Annotated in this window: 18 protein-coding genes; 6 read left to right on the plus strand and 12 right to left on the minus strand. The window is 58.2% G+C overall.

Features of this window, described 5'->3' with window-relative positions; translation table 11 throughout:
* Nucleotides 1–42: 42 nt before the first annotated feature.
* The 4 genes from aspS to JIO00_RS22680 form a co-directional block, all read right to left on the minus strand.
* On the minus strand, nucleotides 43–1,818 hold the full coding sequence (gene aspS, locus JIO00_RS22665) for an aspartate--tRNA ligase (protein WP_042932630.1): 1,776 nt from the start codon (nucleotides 1,816–1,818) through the stop codon (nucleotides 43–45).
* 94 nt (nucleotides 1,819–1,912) lie between these two features.
* A complete protein-coding gene (locus tag JIO00_RS22670; RefSeq protein WP_010457489.1) occupies nucleotides 1,913–2,134 on the minus strand; it encodes an FmdB family zinc ribbon protein in 222 nt (73 codons plus the stop codon).
* 135 nt (nucleotides 2,135–2,269) lie between these two features.
* Nucleotides 2,270–2,608, minus strand: coding sequence for a ribbon-helix-helix domain-containing protein (locus tag JIO00_RS22675; protein ID WP_010457491.1), 339 nt, complete (start codon nucleotides 2,606–2,608; stop codon nucleotides 2,270–2,272).
* A 264-nt stretch (nucleotides 2,609–2,872) separates the two neighbouring features.
* Nucleotides 2,873–3,343 carry a Dps family protein gene (locus tag JIO00_RS22680; RefSeq protein WP_010457493.1) on the minus strand — a complete coding sequence of 157 codons (471 nt, stop codon included), beginning with the start codon at nucleotides 3,341–3,343 and terminating at the stop codon, nucleotides 2,873–2,875.
* 307 nt (nucleotides 3,344–3,650) lie between these two features.
* On the opposite strand from JIO00_RS22680, the gene JIO00_RS30020 reads away from it, so the two are divergent.
* Nucleotides 3,651–4,253: a cold-shock protein gene (locus JIO00_RS30020; protein WP_010457494.1), complete on the plus strand. Its 603-nt coding sequence runs from the start codon at nucleotides 3,651–3,653 to the stop codon at nucleotides 4,251–4,253.
* A gap of 61 nt (nucleotides 4,254–4,314) precedes the next feature.
* On the opposite strand, the gene JIO00_RS22690 is transcribed toward JIO00_RS30020, so the two are convergent.
* Both JIO00_RS22690 and JIO00_RS22695 read right to left on the minus strand, forming a co-directional pair.
* Nucleotides 4,315–4,521: a SlyX family protein gene (locus JIO00_RS22690; protein WP_010457497.1), complete on the minus strand. Its 207-nt coding sequence runs from the start codon at nucleotides 4,519–4,521 to the stop codon at nucleotides 4,315–4,317.
* A 3-nt stretch (nucleotides 4,522–4,524) separates the two neighbouring features.
* Nucleotides 4,525–4,950 (minus strand): HIT domain-containing protein, encoded by a 426-nt coding sequence (locus tag JIO00_RS22695; RefSeq protein ID WP_042933027.1) that lies wholly within the window; start codon nucleotides 4,948–4,950, stop codon nucleotides 4,525–4,527.
* 874 nt (nucleotides 4,951–5,824) lie between these two features.
* Here JIO00_RS22695 and JIO00_RS22700 point away from each other — a divergent pair.
* Nucleotides 5,825–7,093, plus strand: coding sequence for an OprD family porin (locus JIO00_RS22700; RefSeq protein ID WP_010457501.1), 1,269 nt, complete (start codon nucleotides 5,825–5,827; stop codon nucleotides 7,091–7,093).
* A gap of 166 nt (nucleotides 7,094–7,259) precedes the next feature.
* On the opposite strand, the gene JIO00_RS22705 is transcribed toward JIO00_RS22700, so the two are convergent.
* Both JIO00_RS22705 and JIO00_RS22710 read right to left on the minus strand, forming a co-directional pair.
* Complete coding sequence (locus JIO00_RS22705; protein WP_010457503.1) at nucleotides 7,260–8,102, minus strand: mechanosensitive ion channel family protein; 843 nt, start codon at nucleotides 8,100–8,102, stop codon at nucleotides 7,260–7,262.
* A gap of 154 nt (nucleotides 8,103–8,256) precedes the next feature.
* Nucleotides 8,257–8,742 carry a YajQ family cyclic di-GMP-binding protein gene (locus JIO00_RS22710; protein WP_007906601.1) on the minus strand — a complete coding sequence of 162 codons (486 nt, stop codon included), beginning with the start codon at nucleotides 8,740–8,742 and terminating at the stop codon, nucleotides 8,257–8,259.
* 139 nt (nucleotides 8,743–8,881) lie between these two features.
* On the opposite strand from JIO00_RS22710, the gene JIO00_RS22715 reads away from it, so the two are divergent.
* The 3 genes from JIO00_RS22715 to JIO00_RS22725 are packed head-to-tail and all read left to right on the plus strand — an operon-like array spanning nucleotide 8,882 to nucleotide 12,466.
* Nucleotides 8,882–9,799: a putative 2-dehydropantoate 2-reductase gene (locus JIO00_RS22715; protein WP_010457507.1), complete on the plus strand. Its 918-nt coding sequence runs from the start codon at nucleotides 8,882–8,884 to the stop codon at nucleotides 9,797–9,799.
* Nucleotides 9,800–9,844: 45 nt separating this feature from the next.
* Nucleotides 9,845–11,881: a sensor histidine kinase gene (locus JIO00_RS22720; protein ID WP_042933026.1), complete on the plus strand. Its 2,037-nt coding sequence runs from the start codon at nucleotides 9,845–9,847 to the stop codon at nucleotides 11,879–11,881.
* Between the two features lie 3 nt (nucleotides 11,882–11,884).
* Nucleotides 11,885–12,466, plus strand: a complete 582-nt coding sequence (locus JIO00_RS22725) for a cob(I)yrinic acid a,c-diamide adenosyltransferase (RefSeq protein ID WP_200666877.1) — start codon at nucleotides 11,885–11,887, stop codon at nucleotides 12,464–12,466.
* A 114-nt stretch (nucleotides 12,467–12,580) separates the two neighbouring features.
* On the opposite strand, the gene JIO00_RS22730 is transcribed toward JIO00_RS22725, so the two are convergent.
* From JIO00_RS22730 to secA, 4 genes are all read right to left on the minus strand, one after another.
* Nucleotides 12,581–13,531 (minus strand): Nudix family hydrolase, encoded by a 951-nt coding sequence (locus tag JIO00_RS22730; RefSeq protein WP_077748711.1) that lies wholly within the window; start codon nucleotides 13,529–13,531, stop codon nucleotides 12,581–12,583.
* A complete protein-coding gene (locus JIO00_RS22735) occupies nucleotides 13,528–14,160 on the minus strand; it encodes a glutathione S-transferase family protein (protein WP_010457515.1) in 633 nt (210 codons plus the stop codon). The genes JIO00_RS22730 and JIO00_RS22735 overlap by 4 nt, the downstream gene beginning before the upstream one ends.
* Nucleotides 14,161–14,257: 97 nt before the next feature.
* Nucleotides 14,258–15,475: a bifunctional glutamate N-acetyltransferase/amino-acid acetyltransferase ArgJ gene (gene argJ / locus JIO00_RS22740; protein WP_010457517.1), complete on the minus strand. Its 1,218-nt coding sequence runs from the start codon at nucleotides 15,473–15,475 to the stop codon at nucleotides 14,258–14,260.
* 121 nt (nucleotides 15,476–15,596) lie between these two features.
* Entirely contained in the window at nucleotides 15,597–18,332 is a 2,736-nt protein-coding gene (gene secA / locus JIO00_RS22745) for a preprotein translocase subunit SecA (RefSeq protein ID WP_010457520.1), read from the minus strand.
* A gap of 307 nt (nucleotides 18,333–18,639) precedes the next feature.
* Between secA and JIO00_RS22750 the strand changes: the two genes are divergently transcribed.
* Nucleotides 18,640–19,095, plus strand: a complete 456-nt coding sequence (locus tag JIO00_RS22750; RefSeq protein ID WP_008147416.1) for a DUF721 domain-containing protein — start codon at nucleotides 18,640–18,642, stop codon at nucleotides 19,093–19,095.
* Nucleotides 19,096–19,159: the final 64 nt, after the last annotated feature.

The raw sequence follows: 19,159 nt of genomic DNA on the forward strand, positions 1-19,159 counted from the left end.
AGAAAAGGCGCATCCCGGAAGGATGCGCCTTTGCGGTCAGCTTTACTCAGCCTTTGGTGTTTCGCGCAGACGAATGTGCAGTTCGCGCAATGCCTTGGCATCTACAGCACCCGGTGCCTGAGTCATGACGTCAGCCGCGCTCTGGGTTTTCGGGAAAGCGATCACTTCACGAATCGACTGGGCGCCGGTCATCAGCATGACCAGACGGTCCAGGCCGAAAGCCAGGCCACCGTGCGGCGGCGCGCCGTATTTCAGGGCGTCGAGCAGGAAGCCGAACTTCTCTTCCTGTTCCGCTTCATTGATACCCAACAGGCGGAACACGGTCTGCTGCATTTCCTTGCGGTGGATACGGATCGAACCGCCCCCCAGCTCGGTGCCGTTCAGAACCATGTCGTAGGCACGGGACAGAGCGATCGCCGGGTTGGCTTCCAGTTCTTCCGGGGTGCACTTCGGCGCGGTGAACGGGTGGTGCAAGGCGGTGAAGCTGCCGTCGTCGTTCTCTTCGAACATCGGGAAGTCGACAACCCACATCGGCGCCCACTTGCAGGTCAGCAGGTCCAGGTCGTTGCCGACCTTGATCCGCAGCGCGCCCAGGGCTTCGCTGACGATCTTGGCTTTGTCGGCACCGAAGAACACGATGTCGCCATCGACCGCGCCAACACGATCGAGGATCACGTTGAGGTTGGCTTCAGGGATGTTCTTGACGATTGGCGACTGCAGGCCTTCAACACCTTTGGCGCGCTCGTTGACCTTGATGTACGCCAGGCCCTTGGCACCGTAGATGCCGACGAACTTGGTGTAGTCGTCGATCTGCTTGCGCGGCATGCTCGCAGCGCCTGGAACGCGCAGGGCGGCAATACGGCACTTCGGGTCGTTGGCCGGGCCGCTGAACACCTTGAAGTCGACGTCTTTCAGCTGGTCTTCAACGTCAACCAGTTCCAGCGGGTTGCGCAGGTCAGGCTTGTCGGAACCGTAACGACGCATGGCTTCTTCGAAGGTCATGTGCGGGAAGTCGCCGAACTCCAGGTCCAGCACTTCCTTGAACAGGTTGCGGATCATTTGTTCGGTGATGGCCATGATCTCTTTTTCATCGAGGAAGCTGGTCTCGATGTCGATCTGGGTGAATTCCGGCTGACGGTCGGCGCGCAGGTCTTCGTCGCGGAAGCACTTGGCAATCTGGTAGTAACGGTCGAAGCCGGCGACCATCAACAGTTGTTTGAACAGCTGCGGCGATTGCGGCAAGGCGAAGAAGCTACCGGCGTGGGTACGGCTCGGCACCAGGTAGTCGCGAGCGCCTTCTGGCGTGGCACGGGTCAGGATCGGCGTCTCGACGTCGAGGAAGCCGTTTTCGTCGAGGAAGCGACGGATGCTGGTGGTCATGCGCGAACGCAGACGCAGCTTCTCGAGCATTTCCGGGCGACGCAGGTCGAGGAAGCGATAGCGCAGGCGGGTTTCTTCACCGACGTCGGAGAACTCGTTCAGCGGGAACGGCGGGGTTTCCGACTCGTTCAGCACTTCCAGTTCATAGCCCAGCACTTCGATCATGCCCGACGCCATGTTGGCGTTGGTGGCACCCGCCGGACGCAGGCGAACCTTGCCAGTGATCTTCACGACGTATTCGCTGCGCACGCGATCGGCGGCGGCGAAGCTCTCGGCGCGGTCCGGGTCGAAAACCACCTGGGCCAGACCATCACGATCACGAATATCGAGGAAAATCACCCCACCGTGGTCACGGCGACGGTGCACCCATCCGCAAAGGGTAATTTCCTGGCCTTCCAGGGCTTCGTTCAGTTGGCCGCAATAATGGCTGCGCATCATGGTAGTGGTTTCACTTCTCGTAATCGAAATTCGGTTGGAGGCCTTGCAGGTGTTGCAAGAGCTCGCGCGTGTCGTTCAACTCAGGTTCCAGACCTTAGTCAGCTTTGTCGCCGCCGGCCAGATTCTTCTTGGAACCGGTCTTGAAATCGGTTTCGTACCAGCCGGTGCCGCTCAGGCGGAAGCCCGGCATGGACAGCATCTTTTTAAGCTCTGGCGCCTGGCAGGCAGGGCAGTCGACCAGCGGTGCTGCGCTGATCTTTTGAATGGCTTCCAACTGATGACCACAGGAAGCACATTGATAGTCGTACATCGGCATGGGGGTTGTCTCGGCGATCAGATTGCTACCGCGCACGCTGGGTTTTGCGGCAAAGAGCGGGATTATATCCATTAAATGCAGCCTGTGCAGCCGTAAGACTGCACAGACTGACACTCTGTCCGATCACCTGCGTGGCTAGGGCATTGCGACGCTGCCCCCTTCTTTCAGGCTGTGCACGACGCAGACAACCCGCACCAGCCCGGTAAAGTTCTTGACCCCGCCATGACGCAAGTGCACTTCGCGATCCACATGGGACAGCAGCGCACTGACCGTACAACAATTGACCTTGGCCATATCGCCCAGAATATCCCAGTACACCTGCTCAAGCCGCAAGCAGGTGGCAAAGCCGTTCAACCGCACCGACCGGGATAAAGGCCGGGCCAGCCCCATATCAAATTCGCTGACAAATGGATCAATCCTTATCTCCTTGACCGGACTGACCCTCCCCTCGCTTCGCCTGTCTTCGTAATCCATATCGTTGACACTCCTTTGTCATCCTTGCCTTCTGTAAGAGCACTCTCCGTGGCCCTATAAAAGCGCAGGCGCAAAGGTATATCCAGATGACTTTATGACCATCGACGTAGGATAAGCCAACAACTGAAGGGCGATCATGGAGAGCGTCCTAGGCCGGCTATTTTCCTACGCCGCCAGACGATTTTTAACGAGCTTAAAAGCGATTTGAAGAAGGCAAAAGACCGCGAATAACACCCGACGGGCGTCATTCGCGTAGTGACGATATTACTGATCCAGCAGAGACCGCAGCATCCATGCGGTTTTTTCGTGGACTTGCATGCGCTGGGTCAGCAGATCAGCCGTCGGCTCGTCGCTGACTTTTTCCAGCAGCGGAAAGATTCCGCGGGCGGTACGGGTGACCGCCTCTTGCCCATCGACAAGCTGCTTGATCATGTCTTCAGCGCTCGGCACACCGGCTTCTTCTTTAATAGAAGACAGCCGCTCATAAATCGAATAGGCGCCGGGGGCAGGAAACCCGAGGGCGCGAATGCGCTCGGCAATCGAATCGACGGCCAGGGCCAACTCGTTGTATTGCTCCTCGAACATCAGGTGCAGGGTCCGAAACATGGGACCGGTGACGTTCCAATGGAAGTTATGGGTTTTCAAATACAGCACATAAGTGTCCGACAGCAGACGCGAAAGCCCGTCAACGATGGACTTGCGGTCCTCTTCACTGATACCGATATCGATTGCCATGTTTTTCCCCTAAAGGTGATGAGTTCATCCAGCAGGTGCAGGACCACTCTAGCAAGCCTGCCACCCCCTCGCCGCCCTGGATTGCGCAATGACCTGCGACAAATCGCCCCGCGAAGCACCGCTGGACTGCCTGATTTGAGTAGCTGCAGGCTTTGCTGTTAAATAGACCGTGTGTCGCGACCGCCTATTTTTCGGGGGCTGCGCATAGGCTGGTACCGGGTACGTGTCCAACGCCTCTTATTGTTCTGAAGCGAACCGTGCTCCATCAGCTCTTCCTTGTGATCCGTCTTAACGTGAGTTAATCAAAATGTTGAAAATCGTCCACCTGCTAATGGGCGCAGCAGCTTTGCTGCTGTCCTTCATCCCTAGCCTGCAACCCGAAGCTGCTCCTTACCTGCAACAACCCGCTGCGCTGTACCTGGCCTTTTTCGGCCTGCTTAACCTGACCCTCGCTCCGGTTATCCCTTACTGGAACAAAGGTCCTCGTCACCAACTGCAAAACCTGGTCAGCGCCCTGCTGGTCCTGGCCGTCGTCCTGCAAACCCTGACGTTGCTCGCGCCGATGCCTGTCATCGCCGGTCAACCTGCCGTCCTGTTCAGCCTGGTGGCTGCACTGATCGCCGTTCTCCTGCACCTGGCTATCAGCTTCTACAAATCCTCGCCGGCCGCCGCCTCGCCAAGCTACGACATGAGCAACCGCGATACCGGCACCGTCAAGTGGTTCAACACCTCCAAAGGCTTCGGCTTTATTTCCCGTGATTCCGGCGATGATATTTTCGTGCATTTCCGGGCCATTCGTGGCGAAGGTCACCGTGTTCTGGTTGAAGGCCAGCGCGTGGAGTTCTCTGTCATGAATCGTGACAAAGGGCTGCAAGCCGAAGATGTGATCGCTGCATTGCCGCGTCGCTGATTCAAGGCTAAAAAAAACCGCGAGCAGCTGAGCTGTTCGCGGTTTTTTATTGCCTGCGGTTTCAATAATGAGGCGGAGGTGCTTCTTCTTCGAAGGTTTCGAACTGCCCGGCCATTTCTTCCTGGCGCTTGAGCAATGCAGCCATCTGCAATTGCAGGCGTTCAACGGCGCGCTGCTGCGTTGCCAGCACATCACTCAATGACTGGATGGTGTCATCCTGAAACGCCAGTTGGCTCTCCAGATCGGTAACGCGATCTTCCAGGCTCATGATTCAACCCTCCAGAAACGTGAAATGTTCGGTTAACAGCAGACGCAGGCGCTCGCGAATGGCCGCGATTTGCGCTGCGCTGTAAGGCACGGCCGGGTGTTTGCCCCAGACCGGGGCTGGCCAGGCGGCGTCCTCACGCTTGCGCACAATGACATGCATGTGCAACTGACTGACGACATTACCCAGCGCCGCGACATTCAGCTTGTCGGCGTCGAACGAATCCTTGAGCAGTTCCGCCAGCGCGGTCGTTTCCTGCCACAGCTGCTGTTGATCTGCGACACCTAACTGAAATATCTCACTGATATCTTCACGGCGTGGCACCAGGATGAACCAGGGGTAGTTCGAATCATTGGATAACAGCAACCGGCAAAGCGGGAAATCGCCAATCGGTAGCGTGTCTTGTTGAAGTCGTGGATCTAAAGCGAACACCGCGCGCACTCCCGCCAGGTCATCATTTTCAGCTTAGCGCCCATCCTGACAGGCTGCGCACCAAGCGACAGGACGCCAGCATACCCGTGAACGCCACTGCCTTCACGCCGCACGAGCGCCCCTAAATGGGCCTTTTTTGCTCACGGCGCACCATTACAGAACCGCAGACCACGCCAAAAATGCTGAAATGACTGATAACCAATGAAAAGTTCCAGATGAGTCCGTTACCGCACTGTTTGAAATCAGCACAGTGATTAAGATTTTTTGCACCAAAACCGCACAGTGCGTCTACGCTGAGTGCGTCAGCATCCGAGAATTACTCAACGAGGGGTGAACCGGTAACATTTTTCGTTGTCACGCTTTCCGTTTCAGTGGTGCAACACCATGCAATGCACGGCGTCAAGCGTACAAAAAACACGCTTGAAGCCCCCGGTTTCATGAGGTTTTTATAGCGACAGGCAGGTTTCCAGAAAAAAACAGCTACAGAATTCTGGTTTGTGCACGCTTGTTGCATTCACACCCACATAGCTTTGGAAGCCTCCGCTGGAAGTGGAAGCCTCAAGGCCAATAAAAATAGCGGCAGGGTTGCCCAATGGAGATTCAAACGTTTCACCAGGGACTCTTTTTAGCGATGCACAAGCCTTGGAAAACAACGTTAAAGTTGCCAATCCGCTTGCGTCGAGGCAGTAAATTTGCGACATCTACCAAGCTGTTTGCGACAGGGTCGTAAAGAAGCTGAAAGGTTAGATACGCAAGTATCGCCAACATGGTCGGCGTGATATAAGTTTGCGCCGACACAAAAAGAAAGAGCCGCCCAGATAATAAAACAGGTGGGACGGCAGTACTCTTCTAAAAACCAAAGGAGCAAATCACGATGCGCGTGATGAAGTGGAGCATGATCGCACTGGCTGTTTCGGCTAGTACCTCGCAGTTCGCAATGGCGTCTTCTCAAGAGGAATCCAAGGGCTTTTTTGAAGATCAGAGCCTGAATGTCAAAAGTCGCATGCTGTACATGAACCGCGATTTCAAGAACGGTGCCTCCAACAACCAAAGCACCGCAAATAAACAACGTATCACAGGCTACCGCGAAGAAACCGGCCTGGGCGTCCAAGCTGTTTATGAGTCGGGCTTCACCCAAGGTACTGTTGGTTTCGGTTTAGACGCCTTGGCCAATGGCATGATCAAACTGGACAGCGGTCCAGGCCGCACCGGTAACGGCATGTTCGGCAAGGACAGTGATGGCACGCCAGAAGACACCCAATCCAACGCTGGCGGCGCAGTTAAATTCCGCTTGTCCGACACTGTTCTGAAATACGGTAACCAATACGTTGCCAGCCCTGTCTTCTCTACTGACGACAGCCGTTTGCTGCCAGAAGTTGCTACCGGTACTTTGATCACCAGCAAAGAAATCAAAGGCCTTGAATTGAGTGCTGGTCATTTCACCGCGATGCGGGCGCAGAACCAAATGGGGCGCGATAGCCTTGGTCTGAAAGCCGCAGATATTGCCGGTGCAACCTACCAGTTCACCGACAATTTTGTTGCCGGCGTAGCTGCTTCCGATGTTGACGACCATTTCAAGAAGCAATACATCAACGCCAACTACACCCTGCCGATCAACGAAGATCAGTCCCTGAACTTCGACTTCAACGGCTATCGCTCCAAGAGCCAGGGTCAAGAGCTGAGCGGTGACGTTGACAACCGCATCTGGTCCCTCGCAGCGGCCTATAGCCTTGGCGCACATAAATTCACCTTGGCTCACCAGCGTTCGACCGGTGACACCGGTTATGTTTATGGCGTTGACGGCGGCGGTACTATCTTCCTCTCCAACTCCGTTCAATACTCCGACTTCAACGGTCAAGACGAGCGCTCCTGGCAGGCTCGCTATGACCTGAACATGAAGAGCTACGGCGTTCCTGGCTTGAGCTTCATGACTCGTTACATCCGTGGCGACAACATCACCACCGGTGACACTGAGTCCAAAGAACACGAATGGGACTTCGAGACCAAGTATGTTCTGCAAAGCGGCCCAGCCAAGGACCTGTCTTTCCGCGTACGTAACGCGGTCTATCGTGCAAACTCCGCATACGATAGCGACAAAGTTGACACCCGTCTGATCATTGAATATCCGCTGAGCATCTTGTAATTCAGCGCTAATTCGACAGCTACACAGCACGGCAACAAAAAAAACGCTCACCTGAATCAGGTGAGCGTTTTTTTGTGCCTGGTTTCCATACCGTCTTTTGATTGTTGCCAGTTCGATAGCAACCTAACAGTACAATACTGACAACCTCCAAGTGACAACGAAGACGTTATTGCGGCACAGTCTCCTGAACCACACGAATAACCCGCTGTGGAAACGGAATATCGATACCCGCCGCTTTCAAACGATCACGGGACTGTTCATTGAACATGAACATCACATCCCAGTAATCCGCGGTCTTCACCCAAACACGCAGCGAAACAGTAATCGAACTGTCTCCCAGGGTCGAAATAACGGCTTGTGGTGCAGGTTCTGCCAGGATGCGTTCATCTTTGGCCAAATCCAGCAACACTTCACGGGCCTTCTGCAAGTCCGCTTCGTAGTCCACGCCCACATCAAATACAACTTTGCGGGTTGGCTGACGATTTGTATTGGTAATGATACCGTTCGACAAGTTGCCGTTAGGCACAATGATGGTCTTGTTATCGCCAGTGCGCAGTACGGTGTGGAAAATCTGGATACTGTCGACCGTACCGGCAACGCCTTGGGCTTCGATCCAGTCACCGATGCGGAATGGACGGAACAACAGAATCAGCACGCCGCCGGCAAAGTTTGCCAGGCTGCCCTGCAAGGCCAGACCGATGGCCAGACCCGCCGCACCAATGGCCGCCACGAACGAAGTGGTTTCCACGCCGATCATTGATGCCACGCTGACTACCAGCAAAACCTTGAGAATAATGTTCGCCAGGCTGCTGATGAAACCTTGCAGCGCGAGGTCGGCATTACGCAACGCCAGCAGGCCGCCAAGTTTTTGCGCCACCTTGCTGATCAACCACCATCCGACTGCCAGCGTGATGACTGCCAGTAGCACGCGGCTGCCGTACTCCATGATCATCGGGATCCAGGCTTGGGATGCCTTGACCAGGTTGTCCACTTCGGTATTCAAATCCATCTACTTTCTCCTGGGTTAAGCACAATCCGGGTGGGAGCGACGGTGCGGCGATCCGACCTGCTCGCGAAGAGGGCAGATCAGTCGACATCACTAATGAAATGACCCACCGCTTTCGCGAGCAGGCTCGCTCCCACAGGGTTCCCGCATTGCTAGGTCAGTCGCGGAAGTTGTTGAACTGCAGCGGCATATCGAAAGTCTTGGCGCGCAGAGCTGCAATCGCCTCCTGCAAATCATCACGTTTCTTACCGGTGATGCGCACTTGCTCGCCCTGAATGGCGGCCTGAACCTTGAGCTTGGCGTCCTTGACGTGAGCGACGATTTTCTTCGCCAGCTCTTTGTCGATGCCCTCCTTGAGGACGGCTTCCTGTTTCATCAGCTTGCCCGACGCGTAGGCATCCTTGACTTCAAGGCACTGCACGTCGATCTTGCGCTTGACCAGGGCCAGCTTGAGGATCTCGATCATCGCCTCGAGCTGGAAGTCAGCCTCGGCGGTCAGGTTGACGGTCAGGTCCTTTTCCTTGAATTCAAAGGTGCCCTTGCCTTTCAGGTCATAACGGCGATCGAGTTCCTTGACGGCGTTCTCGACCGCGTTGGTGACTTCGTGTTTGTCCAGTTCGGATACCACGTCGAACGACGGCATGTAATCTCTCCAATAAAAGGCGCGCTCGATAGCGATGGCGCGCGCTTGGCTTGCGGTTAAAATCGGGCTCATTATAACGGGTCTTTTCCAACCGATACTGCGAGCCTCACATGCCTGTGCCAAACCGAGCAAAAAGCTGATGTCCACCACCTGGCATGTATTGGGCGCCGGCAGCCTCGGCACCTTGTGGGCCACCCGCCTGGCGCGGGCCGGGGTGCCGGTCCGGTTGATCCTGCGCGATGAGCAACGCTTGCAGGCTTATCAGGCGGCCGGAGGGCTGACGCTGGTGGAACACGGCGAAGCCAGCACCTATGACATCCCCGGTGAAACACCCCACGGCAACGAGCCGATCCACCGTCTGCTGGTGGCGTGCAAAGCCTACGATGCCGAAAAGGCCGTGGCGCAACTGGCGCCGCGCCTGGCGCCTGATGCCGAACTGATCCTGTTGCAGAACGGCCTCGGCAGCCAGGACGCCGTCGCCGCGCAGGCTCCCCAAGCGCGTTGTGTATGCGCCTCAAGCACCGAAGGCGCGTTTCGCGATGGCGACTGGCGTGTGGTGTTCGCCGGTCACGGCTACACCTGGCTGGGGGATGCCGGTCACCCGGTCGCGCCGATCTGGCTGGACGACTTGACTGCCGCCGGTATTCCTCACGAATGGAGCACCGACATTCTCACGAGGCTGTGGCGCAAACTGGCGCTCAACTGTGCGATCAATCCGCTGACCGTGCTGCACGATTGCCGCAACGGCGGCTTGCAGGAACACCATTGCGAAGTCGCCACCCTTTGCGTCGAACTGACCGACTTGCTGGAACGCTGCGGTCAGCCGGCAGCCGCCGAGGACCTGCAACAGGAAGTCGAACGGGTGATCCATGCCACCGCGGCCAATTACTCCTCGATGCACCAGGACGTCGCAAGCCAGCGCCGAACCGAAATCAGCTATCTGCTGGGCTATGTCTGCAAAGTGGCCTCGCGGCACCAGTTGAACCTGCCCCACCTCAATCAATTACAGCAGCGGCTGATTGCCCATCTTCAAAGCCTTGGATTGCCCAGCGACTGAGCAGCGGCTACGCTGGCCACTTGTTCCTTTTCAGCGATGAACCTGATGCCATTGCGCCAGCGTCTCGAAAACCTTCCCGTCGGCCAGAAACTGCTGGCCGCCCTGCTCGTGCTGTTGATCACCATCCTGCTGGTCGCCAACCTGACCTTTATCAGCGCCGCGTATTACATCTCCCAGGAAAGCATGGCGCCCCAGGCCTTGCAGACCATCGGCCGACTGGTGTCCAACCCGAGCCTGGTGGCCGATGCCTTGAAGTCGCCGCAAAGCGCGGAACGCCTGCTCAACGAACTCAACAGCTATTCACCGCTGCGGGCGGCGGCCCTGTATGACGGCAAGGGTGAGCGATTGGCGCAATTGCAACATGGCGAGAAGCTGCAACTGCCAGAACGCTATCGGCATATCGAAGCCTGGCAGGCCACCGAGTTTCGCAGCAATCAGATCATCACCCTGCCCCGCCCTGGCACCGCGCCGGGCCACCTGTTGTTGGTGGCCAGCAGTGAACTGCCAATGGCGTTCTACACCGGGACCCTGACCGCCAGTCTCGGCATTCTGATCTTCAGTGTACTGTTGTGGCTGGTGATCGCCCGGCAGATCAAGCGCCTGATTACCCGGCCGATCCATCAGCTCGAAGAGCTGTCCCGGCAAGTGACCCGCGAAGAAAACTACGCCCTGCGCGCCTCCCGTGGCAACCACGACGAAATCGGCAGCCTCGCCGAGGCCTTCAACACCATGCTCTCGCGGATCGAAGCCCGGGAGCAGCAGCTCAAACGGGCCCGGGACGATTCCCAGGCGGCTTACGATCAGGCGCAAGGCCTGGCCGAAGAGACCCGCCACACCAATCGCAAGCTGGAACTCGAAGTCCAGGTGCGCAGCAAGATCGAGAAAAAACTTACCGGTTTCCAGAACTACCTCAACAGCATCATCGACTCCATGCCGTCGGCCCTGATCGCCCTTGATGAGCAGCTCTACGTGACCCAGTGGAATCAGGAAGCCAGTGCGCTGTCCGGCACGCGGCTGGACGAAGCCTTGAACCAGCCGATCTTCCTCGCCTTCGAACCCTTGAAGCCATTTCTGCCGCAGCTCAAGCAAACCGTCGAGCAGCACACCGTGGCGAAGATCGAGCGCGTAACCTGGTTCAAGGACGATGAACCCAAGCATTACGCCCTGACCTTCTACCCGCTGATGGGCGGCGCCGGGCGCGGCGTGGTGATCCGGATCGATGACATCACCCAGCGTCTGTCGCTGGAAGAGATGATGGTGCAGTCAGAAAAAATGCTCTCGGTCGGTGGCCTCGCCGCGGGCATGGCCCACGAGATCAACAATCCGTTGGGCGCGATCCTGCACAACGTACAGAACATTCGGCGACGCCTGTCACCTGACTTGCCGAAGAACCTCGAACAGGCTGAGCTAGCCGGCATTTCCCTGGACACGGTCAACAAATACCTGCAATTGCGCGAAGTACCGCAGTTGCTTGATGGCATTCAACAGGCTGGCGCCCGGGCGGCGAAGATTGTCACGCACATGCTCAGCTTCAGTCGCCGCAGCACCCGGCAAATGGCCCCGTGCGACCTGCCGGCGCTGATCGATCAGGCGGTGGAAATCGCCGGTAACGACTTCGACCTGGCCATCGGTTTCGACTTCAAGGGCCAGGCGATCATCCGTCAGTTCGACCCGGCGCTGGGCCCGGTGCCCGGCACGGCCAACGAACTGGAACAAGTGCTGCTCAATTTGTTGAAAAACGCCGCCCAGGCCATTCACCAACGTGAAGACGACAGTGAACCTGGGCGAATCATTCTGCGCACCCGGCTGAATCCGCCGTGGGCCGAAATCCAGGTCGAGGACAACGGTATCGGCATGAGCGAGAACGTGCGCAAACGCACCTTCGAGCCGTTCTTCACCACCAAGGAAATCGGTCAGGGCACAGGCCTTGGCTTGTCGGTCTCGTATTTCATCATCACCAATAACCACAAGGGGCAGATGGAGGTGCAATCGACGCCGGGCCAAGGCACCTGTTTCACTTTGCGTCTGCCGCTGGCGGGCTCCCCCGTCATCTCTCAAGAACTCAATCAGCTATCGAGGTAACCCATGGGCTTTCGCTTGTCGAAGATTTACACCCGCACCGGCGACAAAGGCGAAACCGGACTCGGCGATGGTCGCCGCGTGCCCAAGGACCACCCGCGGATCGAGGCCATTGGCGAAGTCGATACGCTGAACAGCCAAGTGGGCGTGCTGCTGGCCGGATTGGCCGCAGAAAGTGCTGCGAATCCGGGTTTGAACGAGGTGATTGAGTTTTTGGCGCCTTGCCAGCATCGGTTGTTCGACCTCGGCGGCGAGTTGGCGATGCCGGAGTATCAGGCGTTGAATGCAGCGGAAATCGAACGGCTGGAAACGGCGATCGATCTGTGGAATGAGGAGTTGGGGCCGCTGGAGAATTTCATTCTGCCGGGAGGTTCAGCGCTGATTGCCCAGGCCCATGTGTGCAGAAGCCTGGCGCGCAGCGCGGAGCGGCGGTGTCAGCATTTGAATGCGATTGAACCGTTGGCCGGGGTTGGCTTGGCGTACATCAATCGGCTGTCGGATGTGTTGTTTGTGGTGGCGAGGGTGATAGCCAAGCGGCAGGGGGTTGCCGAGATTTTGTGGCAGGCGGCCGCCAAGCCTCAGGAGTAATTGGCGTATTCGAGGACGCTATCGCGAGCAGGCTCGCTCCCACAGTTGACCGAGTTCCTCCAGAAGGAATGCGATCAAAGGTGGGAGCGAGCCTGCTCGCGATGAGGCCGGTGGCTACATCACAGAATCAGGCCAAAACGCCCGAATCCCCGCCACTCCCTGCGCCCCCGCCTCCCAAGCCTTTTGCTGTTCCGCCGGGCCAACACCACCGAGCAAGAACACCGGTTTGCTGAAACCGTCGATCAACGCCGCCACCTGCTGCCAGCCCAACGGCAGCGCATCCGGATGAGTCTGGGTCGGCTGCACCGGTGACAAGGTCACAAAATCCACGCCCATCTGCTCGGCCAGCGCCAGCTCTTCAGCGTTGTGGCAAGACGCCGCCAACCAGCGCGACGCCGGTAACGGTCGACCCGCCGCTGCATATTTGCGCAACTGCGCTGACGTGATGTGCCAGCCGGCGGACGGAAAGTCGCCCAGCCACTCGAACGGGCCCTTGATCATCAACTGCGCCTTGCCCGCACACAGCCCCGCCGCATCCACCGCCAGATCGCGGTATTTCGGATCGTAGCCGTTGGGTGCCCGCAGCTGGATCAGCTTGATGCCGCCAGCGATGGCTTTCTGGATTCCACGCAGCAAGGCCGGGGTTTCCAGGTCTTCAGGCGTAATCAAATACTGCGCAGGCAAACGTGCAGCCGCCACGATCGGCTGGTTGGCTGCCGGGAACTCATAGCTCAGCAGATCACGCTGGCCCACCCATTCCAAAGGCTGGCCTTCGGCGCCATGGGGCTCGCCGGTAAAGGACGAAACTTCCCAAACGTCCAGCAACACTTGCTTGTCCGGGTAATCGTGGCGGACTTTGATCAACGGTCGCGCAGCGCTGACCACAATGCCCAACTCTTCCTGGAGTTCGCGAGCCAATGCGCTTTCGACGGATTCGTCATCCTCGACCTTGCCCCCGGGAAATTCCCACAAGCCGCCCTGGTGCTGGGTGTCGGCACGGCGTGCGATAAGGATCTTGCCGCTGCTGTCGCGGATAACGGCGGCGGCTACGTGTACTCGTTTCACTGCCCAATCTCCTCCAGGCCAGCCTTCTGCCAGGCCTTGAACGACGGCCATTGATAGACGGTTTCAACGTAGGCTTCGTCCACCGCCGGCAATTTCACCTGATAGGTGCGCAGGCGCACGGCAATCGGGGCGAAGAAGGCATCGGCGAGGGTCGCGCCACCGAACAGGAACGGACCGGTTTCAGTGGCGACCGCACGGCATTCAGCCCACAACGCCAGCATGCGCTCGATGTCTGCCTGAACCTCAGGAGGCGTCGGCGATAGCGGTGCGTCGCGGCTCAGGTCGAACGGCATGTTGCCGCGCATGGCAAAGAACCCGGCGTGCATCTGCGCACAGGCCGAACGGGCCTGGGCACGGGCGGCGGTGTCTTTGGGCCAGAGGCCAGCGTCGGGGAATTGCTCGGCCAGGTATTCGGCAATCGCCAGAGAATCGGCGATGGTGCCGTGCACGGATTTCAGCAGCGGGACTTTGCCGGTCGGCGAATGCTTGAGCAGGCGTTCGCGGGTGTCCGGCTGGCCCAGCTTGATCAGTTCTTCGGTGTACGGGGCGCCAGTGAGGTCAAGGGCCAGTGCGCCGCGCAGGGACCAGGAGGAAAGCAGTTTGTCGCCGATGATCAGGTGGAGGCTCATGTTCGGGACCTTTTGAGAAGGGAAGCGGGCCAGCATTTGCAGTGTCTGGTCGGCCGTCTTCGCGGGCGATCCGACGTGCCCGCGAAAGCGATCTATCTTATGTGCGGTATTCGGCGTTGATCTTCACGTATTCGTGGGACAGGTCGGTGGTCCAGATGGTTTCGCTGCAATCGCCGCGACCCAGTTCGATACGGATGGTGATTTCTTCCTGCTGCATCACCGCCGCGCCCTGGGCTTCGGTGTAGGTCGCGGCGCGGGCGCCACGGCTGGCGATGCAGACTTCGCCGAGGAACACGTCGATCTTGCTGACGTCCAGGTTCGGCACGCCGGCACGGCCAACGGCAGCAAGGATGCGGCCCCAGTTCGGGTCGGACGCGAACAGCGCGGTCTTGATCAGCGGCGAGTGCGCCACGGTGTAACCGACGTCCAGGCATTCCTGATGATTGCCGCCGCCATTGACTTCAACGGTCACAAATTTGGTCGCGCCTTCGCCGTCACGCACGATGGCCTGGGCCACGTCCATGCACACTTCGAACACGGCTTGTTTCAGCTTGGCAAACAACTCGCCTTCGGCGCGGGTGATTTCCGGCAGCGCGGCCTGACCGGTGGCGATCAGCATGCAGCAGTCGTTGGTCGAGGTGTCGCCGTCGATGGTGATGCGGTTGAACGACTTGTTGGCACCGTCCAGCAGCAGATTCTGCAACACGTCGCGGGAAACTTTGGCGTCGGTGGCGATGTAGCCGAGCATGGTCGCCATGTTCGGACGGATCATGCCCGCGCCTTTGCTGATGCCGGTAACGGTAATAGTCACGCCGTCATGCTGGAACTGGCGGCTGGCACCTTTGGGCAAGGTGTCGGTGGTCATGATGCCGGTGGCGGCGGCTTCCCAGTTATTCACTGACAGGTCGTCAAGGGCGGCTTGCAGCGCACCTTCGATTTTCTCGACCGGCAGCGGCTCACCGATCACACCGGTGGAATACGGCAGCACCAGGCTGGCGTCAACGCCGGTCAATTCAGCCAGTTTCGCGCAGGTGCGCTCGGCGGCGGCCAGGCCAGGTTCGCCCGTGCCGGCGTTGGCATTGCCGGTGTTGGTCAGCAGGTAACGTACCGGGCCTTGCACTCGTTGCTTGGCCAGAATCACCGGAGCGGCGCAAAAGGCGTTCAGGGTGAACACGCCCGCGACCGTGGAGCCTTCGGCGCAGCGCATGACCACAACATCCTTGCGCCCCGGGCGCTTGATGCCGGCCGAGGCGATACCGAGTTCAAAACCGGCAACCGGGTGCAACGTTGGCAAAGGACCAAGACCAACAGCCATGAATGCGCTCCTTAATAAATGATGTCAGCACCGCTCTCAGGAAGAACGGTGGTGTAAATGGCAAAACGCCGCGACGGCTGATGCCGGTCGCGGCGCGGGTATTTCAGCGTATGAAACGGGTTTACTGGATCTGCCCGTGGCAATGCTTGAATTTCTTGCCCGAACCGCAGTAGCACAGTTCGTTACGGCCCAGCTTCTGTTCGTTGCGAACCGGTGCAGTGGCGAGGGCGACATCGACCTCTTCACCGAGCAGTTCCGGTTGCTCAAGACCAGGCGCTTCGTCGTGCAGGAACTGCATGCGCGCCGCCAATGCCTCGGCTTCCTGACGCAGGCGTTGCTCTTCTGCTTCCGGATCTTCGCGGCGAACCTGAACGTGCGACAGCACACGGATCGAGTCGCGCTTGATCGAATCCAGCAGCTCGGAGAACAGCGTGTACGACTCGCGCTTGTACTCTTGCTTCGGGTTCTTCTGTGCATAACCACGCAAGTGGATGCCGTGACGCAGGTGATCCATGGTTGACAGGTGGTCTTTCCACAGGTCGTCGAGCACACGCAGTACGATTTGCTTCTCGAAGGTGCGCAGTGCGTCGGCACCGGCCTGATCTTCTTTCTCGTTGTAGGCAGCGATGAGCTCCTGCATCAGCTTCTCGCGCAGGGTTTCTTCGTACAGGTGATCGTCTTCGTCGAGCCATTTCTGGATCGGCAGCGCCACACCGAAGTCGCTCTGCAACGCAGCTTCCAGACCGGCCACGTCCCACTGCTCTGGCAGCGATTGCGGTGGAATGTGCGCACTGATGGTCGCGTTGAGCACGTCCTGACGGAAGTCGGCGATGGTTTCACCGATGTTGTCGGCGGCCAGCAACGTGTTACGCATGTGATAGATCACTTTACGCTGTTCGTTGTTGACGTCGTCGAACTCGAGCAGTTGCTTGCGAATGTCGAAGTTACGACCTTCAACCTTGCGCTGAGCCTTCTCGATGGCGTTGGTCACCATACGGTGCTCGATCGCTTCACCGGACTGCATGCCCAAGGCTTTCATGAAGTTCTTCACCCGGTCAGAGGCGAAGATGCGCATCAGGCTGTCTTCCAGCGACAGGTAGAAACGGCTGGAACCGGCGTCACCCTGACGACCGGCACGACCACGCAGCTGGTTGTCGATACGGCGCGATTCGTGACGCTCGGAAGCGATCACCTGCAAGCCGCCCGACTCCAGTACTTGCTGGTGACGTTTCTGCCAGTCGGCCTTGATCTGGGCAATCTGCTCAGGGGTCGGATTTTCCAGGGTCGCAACTTCCACTTCCCAGTTGCCGCCCAACAGAATGTCGGTACCGCGACCGGCCATGTTGGTGGCGATGGTCAGCGCACCCGGGCGACCGGCCTGGGCAATGATCTCGGCTTCTTTTTCGTGGAACTTGGCGTTCAGGACCTTGTGTTCGATGCCTTCCTTCTGCAGCAACGCAGACATGTGCTCGGACGTTTCGATGGTTGCAGTCCCCACCAGCACCGGACGGCCCAGGGTCATGCATTCCTTGATGTCGTTGATGATCGCCGCGTATTTCTCTTCGGCGGTCAGGAACACCAGGTCGTTGTAATCTTTACGCGCCAGCGGTTTGTTCGGTGGAATGACCATCACCGACAGACCGTAGATCTGGTGGAATTCGAACGCTTCGGTGTCCGCAGTACCGGTCATGCCGGACAGTTTGTTGTACAGACGGAAGTAGTTCTGGAACGTGGTCGAGGCCAGGGTCTGGCTTTCGGCCTGGATGTTCAGGTTTTCCTTGGCTTCGATGGCCTGGTGCAGGCCTTCGGACAAACGGCGACCCGGCATGGTGCGGCCGGTGTGTTCGTCGACCAGGACGACCTGGCCATCCTGCACGATGTATTCGATGTTGCGATTGAACAGCTTATGAGCGCGCAGACCGGCATAAACGTGGGTCAGCAGGCCCAGGTTGTGCGCCGAATACAGGCTCTCGCCTTCAGCCAGCAGGCCGACGCGGGTCAGCATGTCTTCGATGAACTGGTGACCGGCTTCGTTGAGCTCGACCTGACGGGTCTTCTCGTCAACGGTGTAATGGCCAGCCTTGGTGACTTCGCCTTCCACTTCTTCGACGTGCAATTCCAGCTGCGGGATCAGTTTGTTGATCTCGATGTACAGCTTGGAGCTGTCCTCGGCCTGACCGGAAATGATCAGCGGGGTACGGGCTTCGTCGATGAGGATGGAGTCGACTTCGTCGATCACGGCAAAATTGAGTTCGCGCTGGAATTTTTCTTCCATGCTGAACGCCATGTTGTCGCGCAGGTAGTCGAAACCGAATTCGTTGTTGGTGCCGTAGGTGATGTCGGCGGCGTAAGCAGCGCGCTTCTCTTCCGGCGGCTGGAATGGGGTGACCACACCGACCGTCATACCGAGGAATTCGTAGAGCGGACGCATCCAGTTGGCGTCACGACGGGCCAGGTAGTCGTTCACCGTCACAACGTGCACGCCCTTGCCGGACAGTGCGTTGAGGTAAACGCCCAGTGTTGCCACCAGGGTCTTGCCTTCACCGGTACGCATTTCCGCGATCTGGCCTTCATGCAAGGTCATGCCGCCAATCAGCTGGACATCGAAGTGGCGCATACCCATGACACGCTTACCGGCTTCGCGGGCGACCGCAAAGGCTTCTGGCAGCAGCTTGTCGAGGGTTTCCCCTTTGGCGATGCGGGCCTTGAACTCGTCTGTCTTGGCACGCAATTGATCGTCCGAAAGGGCCACCATTTGCTCTTCGAAGGCATTGACGAGTTGCACCGTCTTGAGCATGCGTTTGACTTCACGCTCGTTCTTGCTTCCAAAAAGTTTCTTTAACAAAGGCGCAAACATATCGGCAGGATCTTCCACACTAAAGGGATGGAGGGCGGCCCCGTGAGTCGCCCGTGCAGCCCTCATGGCCGCATGCGAACGAGCATTCTACCCGGAAACGATGGTGAGGAAAGTGGCGTTGTTCCACGATGCATGCACTGCGCTGTGACGGGGCTCACTTAAAATAAGGGCTTTTTGCGCAACTTCAAGCCATTCGCGGCAGAAGTTACTTGTTGATTTAATGGGTAAAGCGCTCGCAAAGCAATGGGTCGGGCGCATGTGATGCTTTCTGCTACCATGGCGGCTCTGTTACTTCAGGTGTCTGATCATGGCATTTCGCCCTCTCACGGCCAGAGCACCCGCCGTTCTGCTTCGCGAAGCCAAGCCGCTGAAAGCCATTTTTGGCCATGCTCAACGCCTGGGTCATCTGCAACGTCTGCTCGAAAGCCAGTTGCAGCCTGCTGCGCGCGAGCATTGCCATGTGGCCTCGTGGCGCGAAGGCAGTTTACTGCTGATCGTCACTGACGGTCACTGGGCCACCCGCCTGCGTTACCAGCAAAAACGCCTGCAACGCCAGTTACAGATGTTCGACGAGTTCGCCAGCCTGACGCGGATTCTGTTCAAAGTGCAGCCCCCCACCGTTCAGCAAGGGGCGGCGGGGCATACCATCAGTTTGTCGACGGATGCCGGCGCAACCATTCAGGCCACGGCCGATGGCATCAGCGATCCGAATCTGCGAGCGGCGCTGGAACGCCTTGCGGCGCACGCCAAACCCAAAACCTGAAATTGATGTTTCACCTGTAGGATCGCCGCACCGCTCGCTCCTACAGGGTTGTGTCCAGCCAGTG

Origin of the sequence: Pseudomonas sp. SW-3 (assembly GCF_016615645.1) — a bacterium.
GTDB classification, from domain to species: Bacteria; Pseudomonadota; Gammaproteobacteria; order Pseudomonadales; family Pseudomonadaceae; genus Aquipseudomonas; species Aquipseudomonas mandelii.

Bases quoted from the DNA above. Each gene is read 5' to 3' on its own strand.
- JIO00_RS22675 (WP_010457491.1), bottom strand. From the start codon at position 2,608: ATGGATTACGAAGACAGGCGAAGCGAGGGGAGGGTCAGTCCGGTCAAG.
- JIO00_RS22705 (WP_010457503.1), bottom strand. From the start codon at position 8,102: ATGGATTTGAATACCGAAGTGGACAACCTGGTCAAGGCATCCCAAGCC.
- JIO00_RS30020 (WP_010457494.1), top strand. From the start codon at position 3,651: ATGTTGAAAATCGTCCACCTGCTAATGGGCGCAGCAGCTTTGCTGCTG.
- JIO00_RS22720 (WP_042933026.1), top strand. From the start codon at position 9,845: ATGCCATTGCGCCAGCGTCTCGAAAACCTTCCCGTCGGCCAGAAACTG.
- JIO00_RS22680 (WP_010457493.1), bottom strand. From the start codon at position 3,343: ATGGCAATCGATATCGGTATCAGTGAAGAGGACCGCAAGTCCATCGTT.
- secA (WP_010457520.1), bottom strand. From the start codon at position 18,332: ATGTTTGCGCCTTTGTTAAAGAAACTTTTTGGAAGCAAGAACGAGCGT.
- JIO00_RS22700 (WP_010457501.1), top strand. From the start codon at position 5,825: ATGCGCGTGATGAAGTGGAGCATGATCGCACTGGCTGTTTCGGCTAGT.
- JIO00_RS22710 (WP_007906601.1), bottom strand. From the start codon at position 8,742: ATGCCGTCGTTCGACGTGGTATCCGAACTGGACAAACACGAAGTCACC.
- JIO00_RS22715 (WP_010457507.1), top strand. From the start codon at position 8,882: ATGTCCACCACCTGGCATGTATTGGGCGCCGGCAGCCTCGGCACCTTG.
- aspS (WP_042932630.1), bottom strand. From the start codon at position 1,818: ATGATGCGCAGCCATTATTGCGGCCAACTGAACGAAGCCCTGGAAGGC.
- JIO00_RS22670 (WP_010457489.1), bottom strand. From the start codon at position 2,134: ATGCCGATGTACGACTATCAATGTGCTTCCTGTGGTCATCAGTTGGAA.
- JIO00_RS22735 (WP_010457515.1), bottom strand. From the start codon at position 14,160: ATGAGCCTCCACCTGATCATCGGCGACAAACTGCTTTCCTCCTGGTCC.
- JIO00_RS22725 (WP_200666877.1), top strand. From the start codon at position 11,885: ATGGGCTTTCGCTTGTCGAAGATTTACACCCGCACCGGCGACAAAGGC.
- argJ (WP_010457517.1), bottom strand. From the start codon at position 15,475: ATGGCTGTTGGTCTTGGTCCTTTGCCAACGTTGCACCCGGTTGCCGGT.
- JIO00_RS22690 (WP_010457497.1), bottom strand. From the start codon at position 4,521: ATGAGCCTGGAAGATCGCGTTACCGATCTGGAGAGCCAACTGGCGTTT.
- JIO00_RS22750 (WP_008147416.1), top strand. From the start codon at position 18,640: ATGGCATTTCGCCCTCTCACGGCCAGAGCACCCGCCGTTCTGCTTCGC.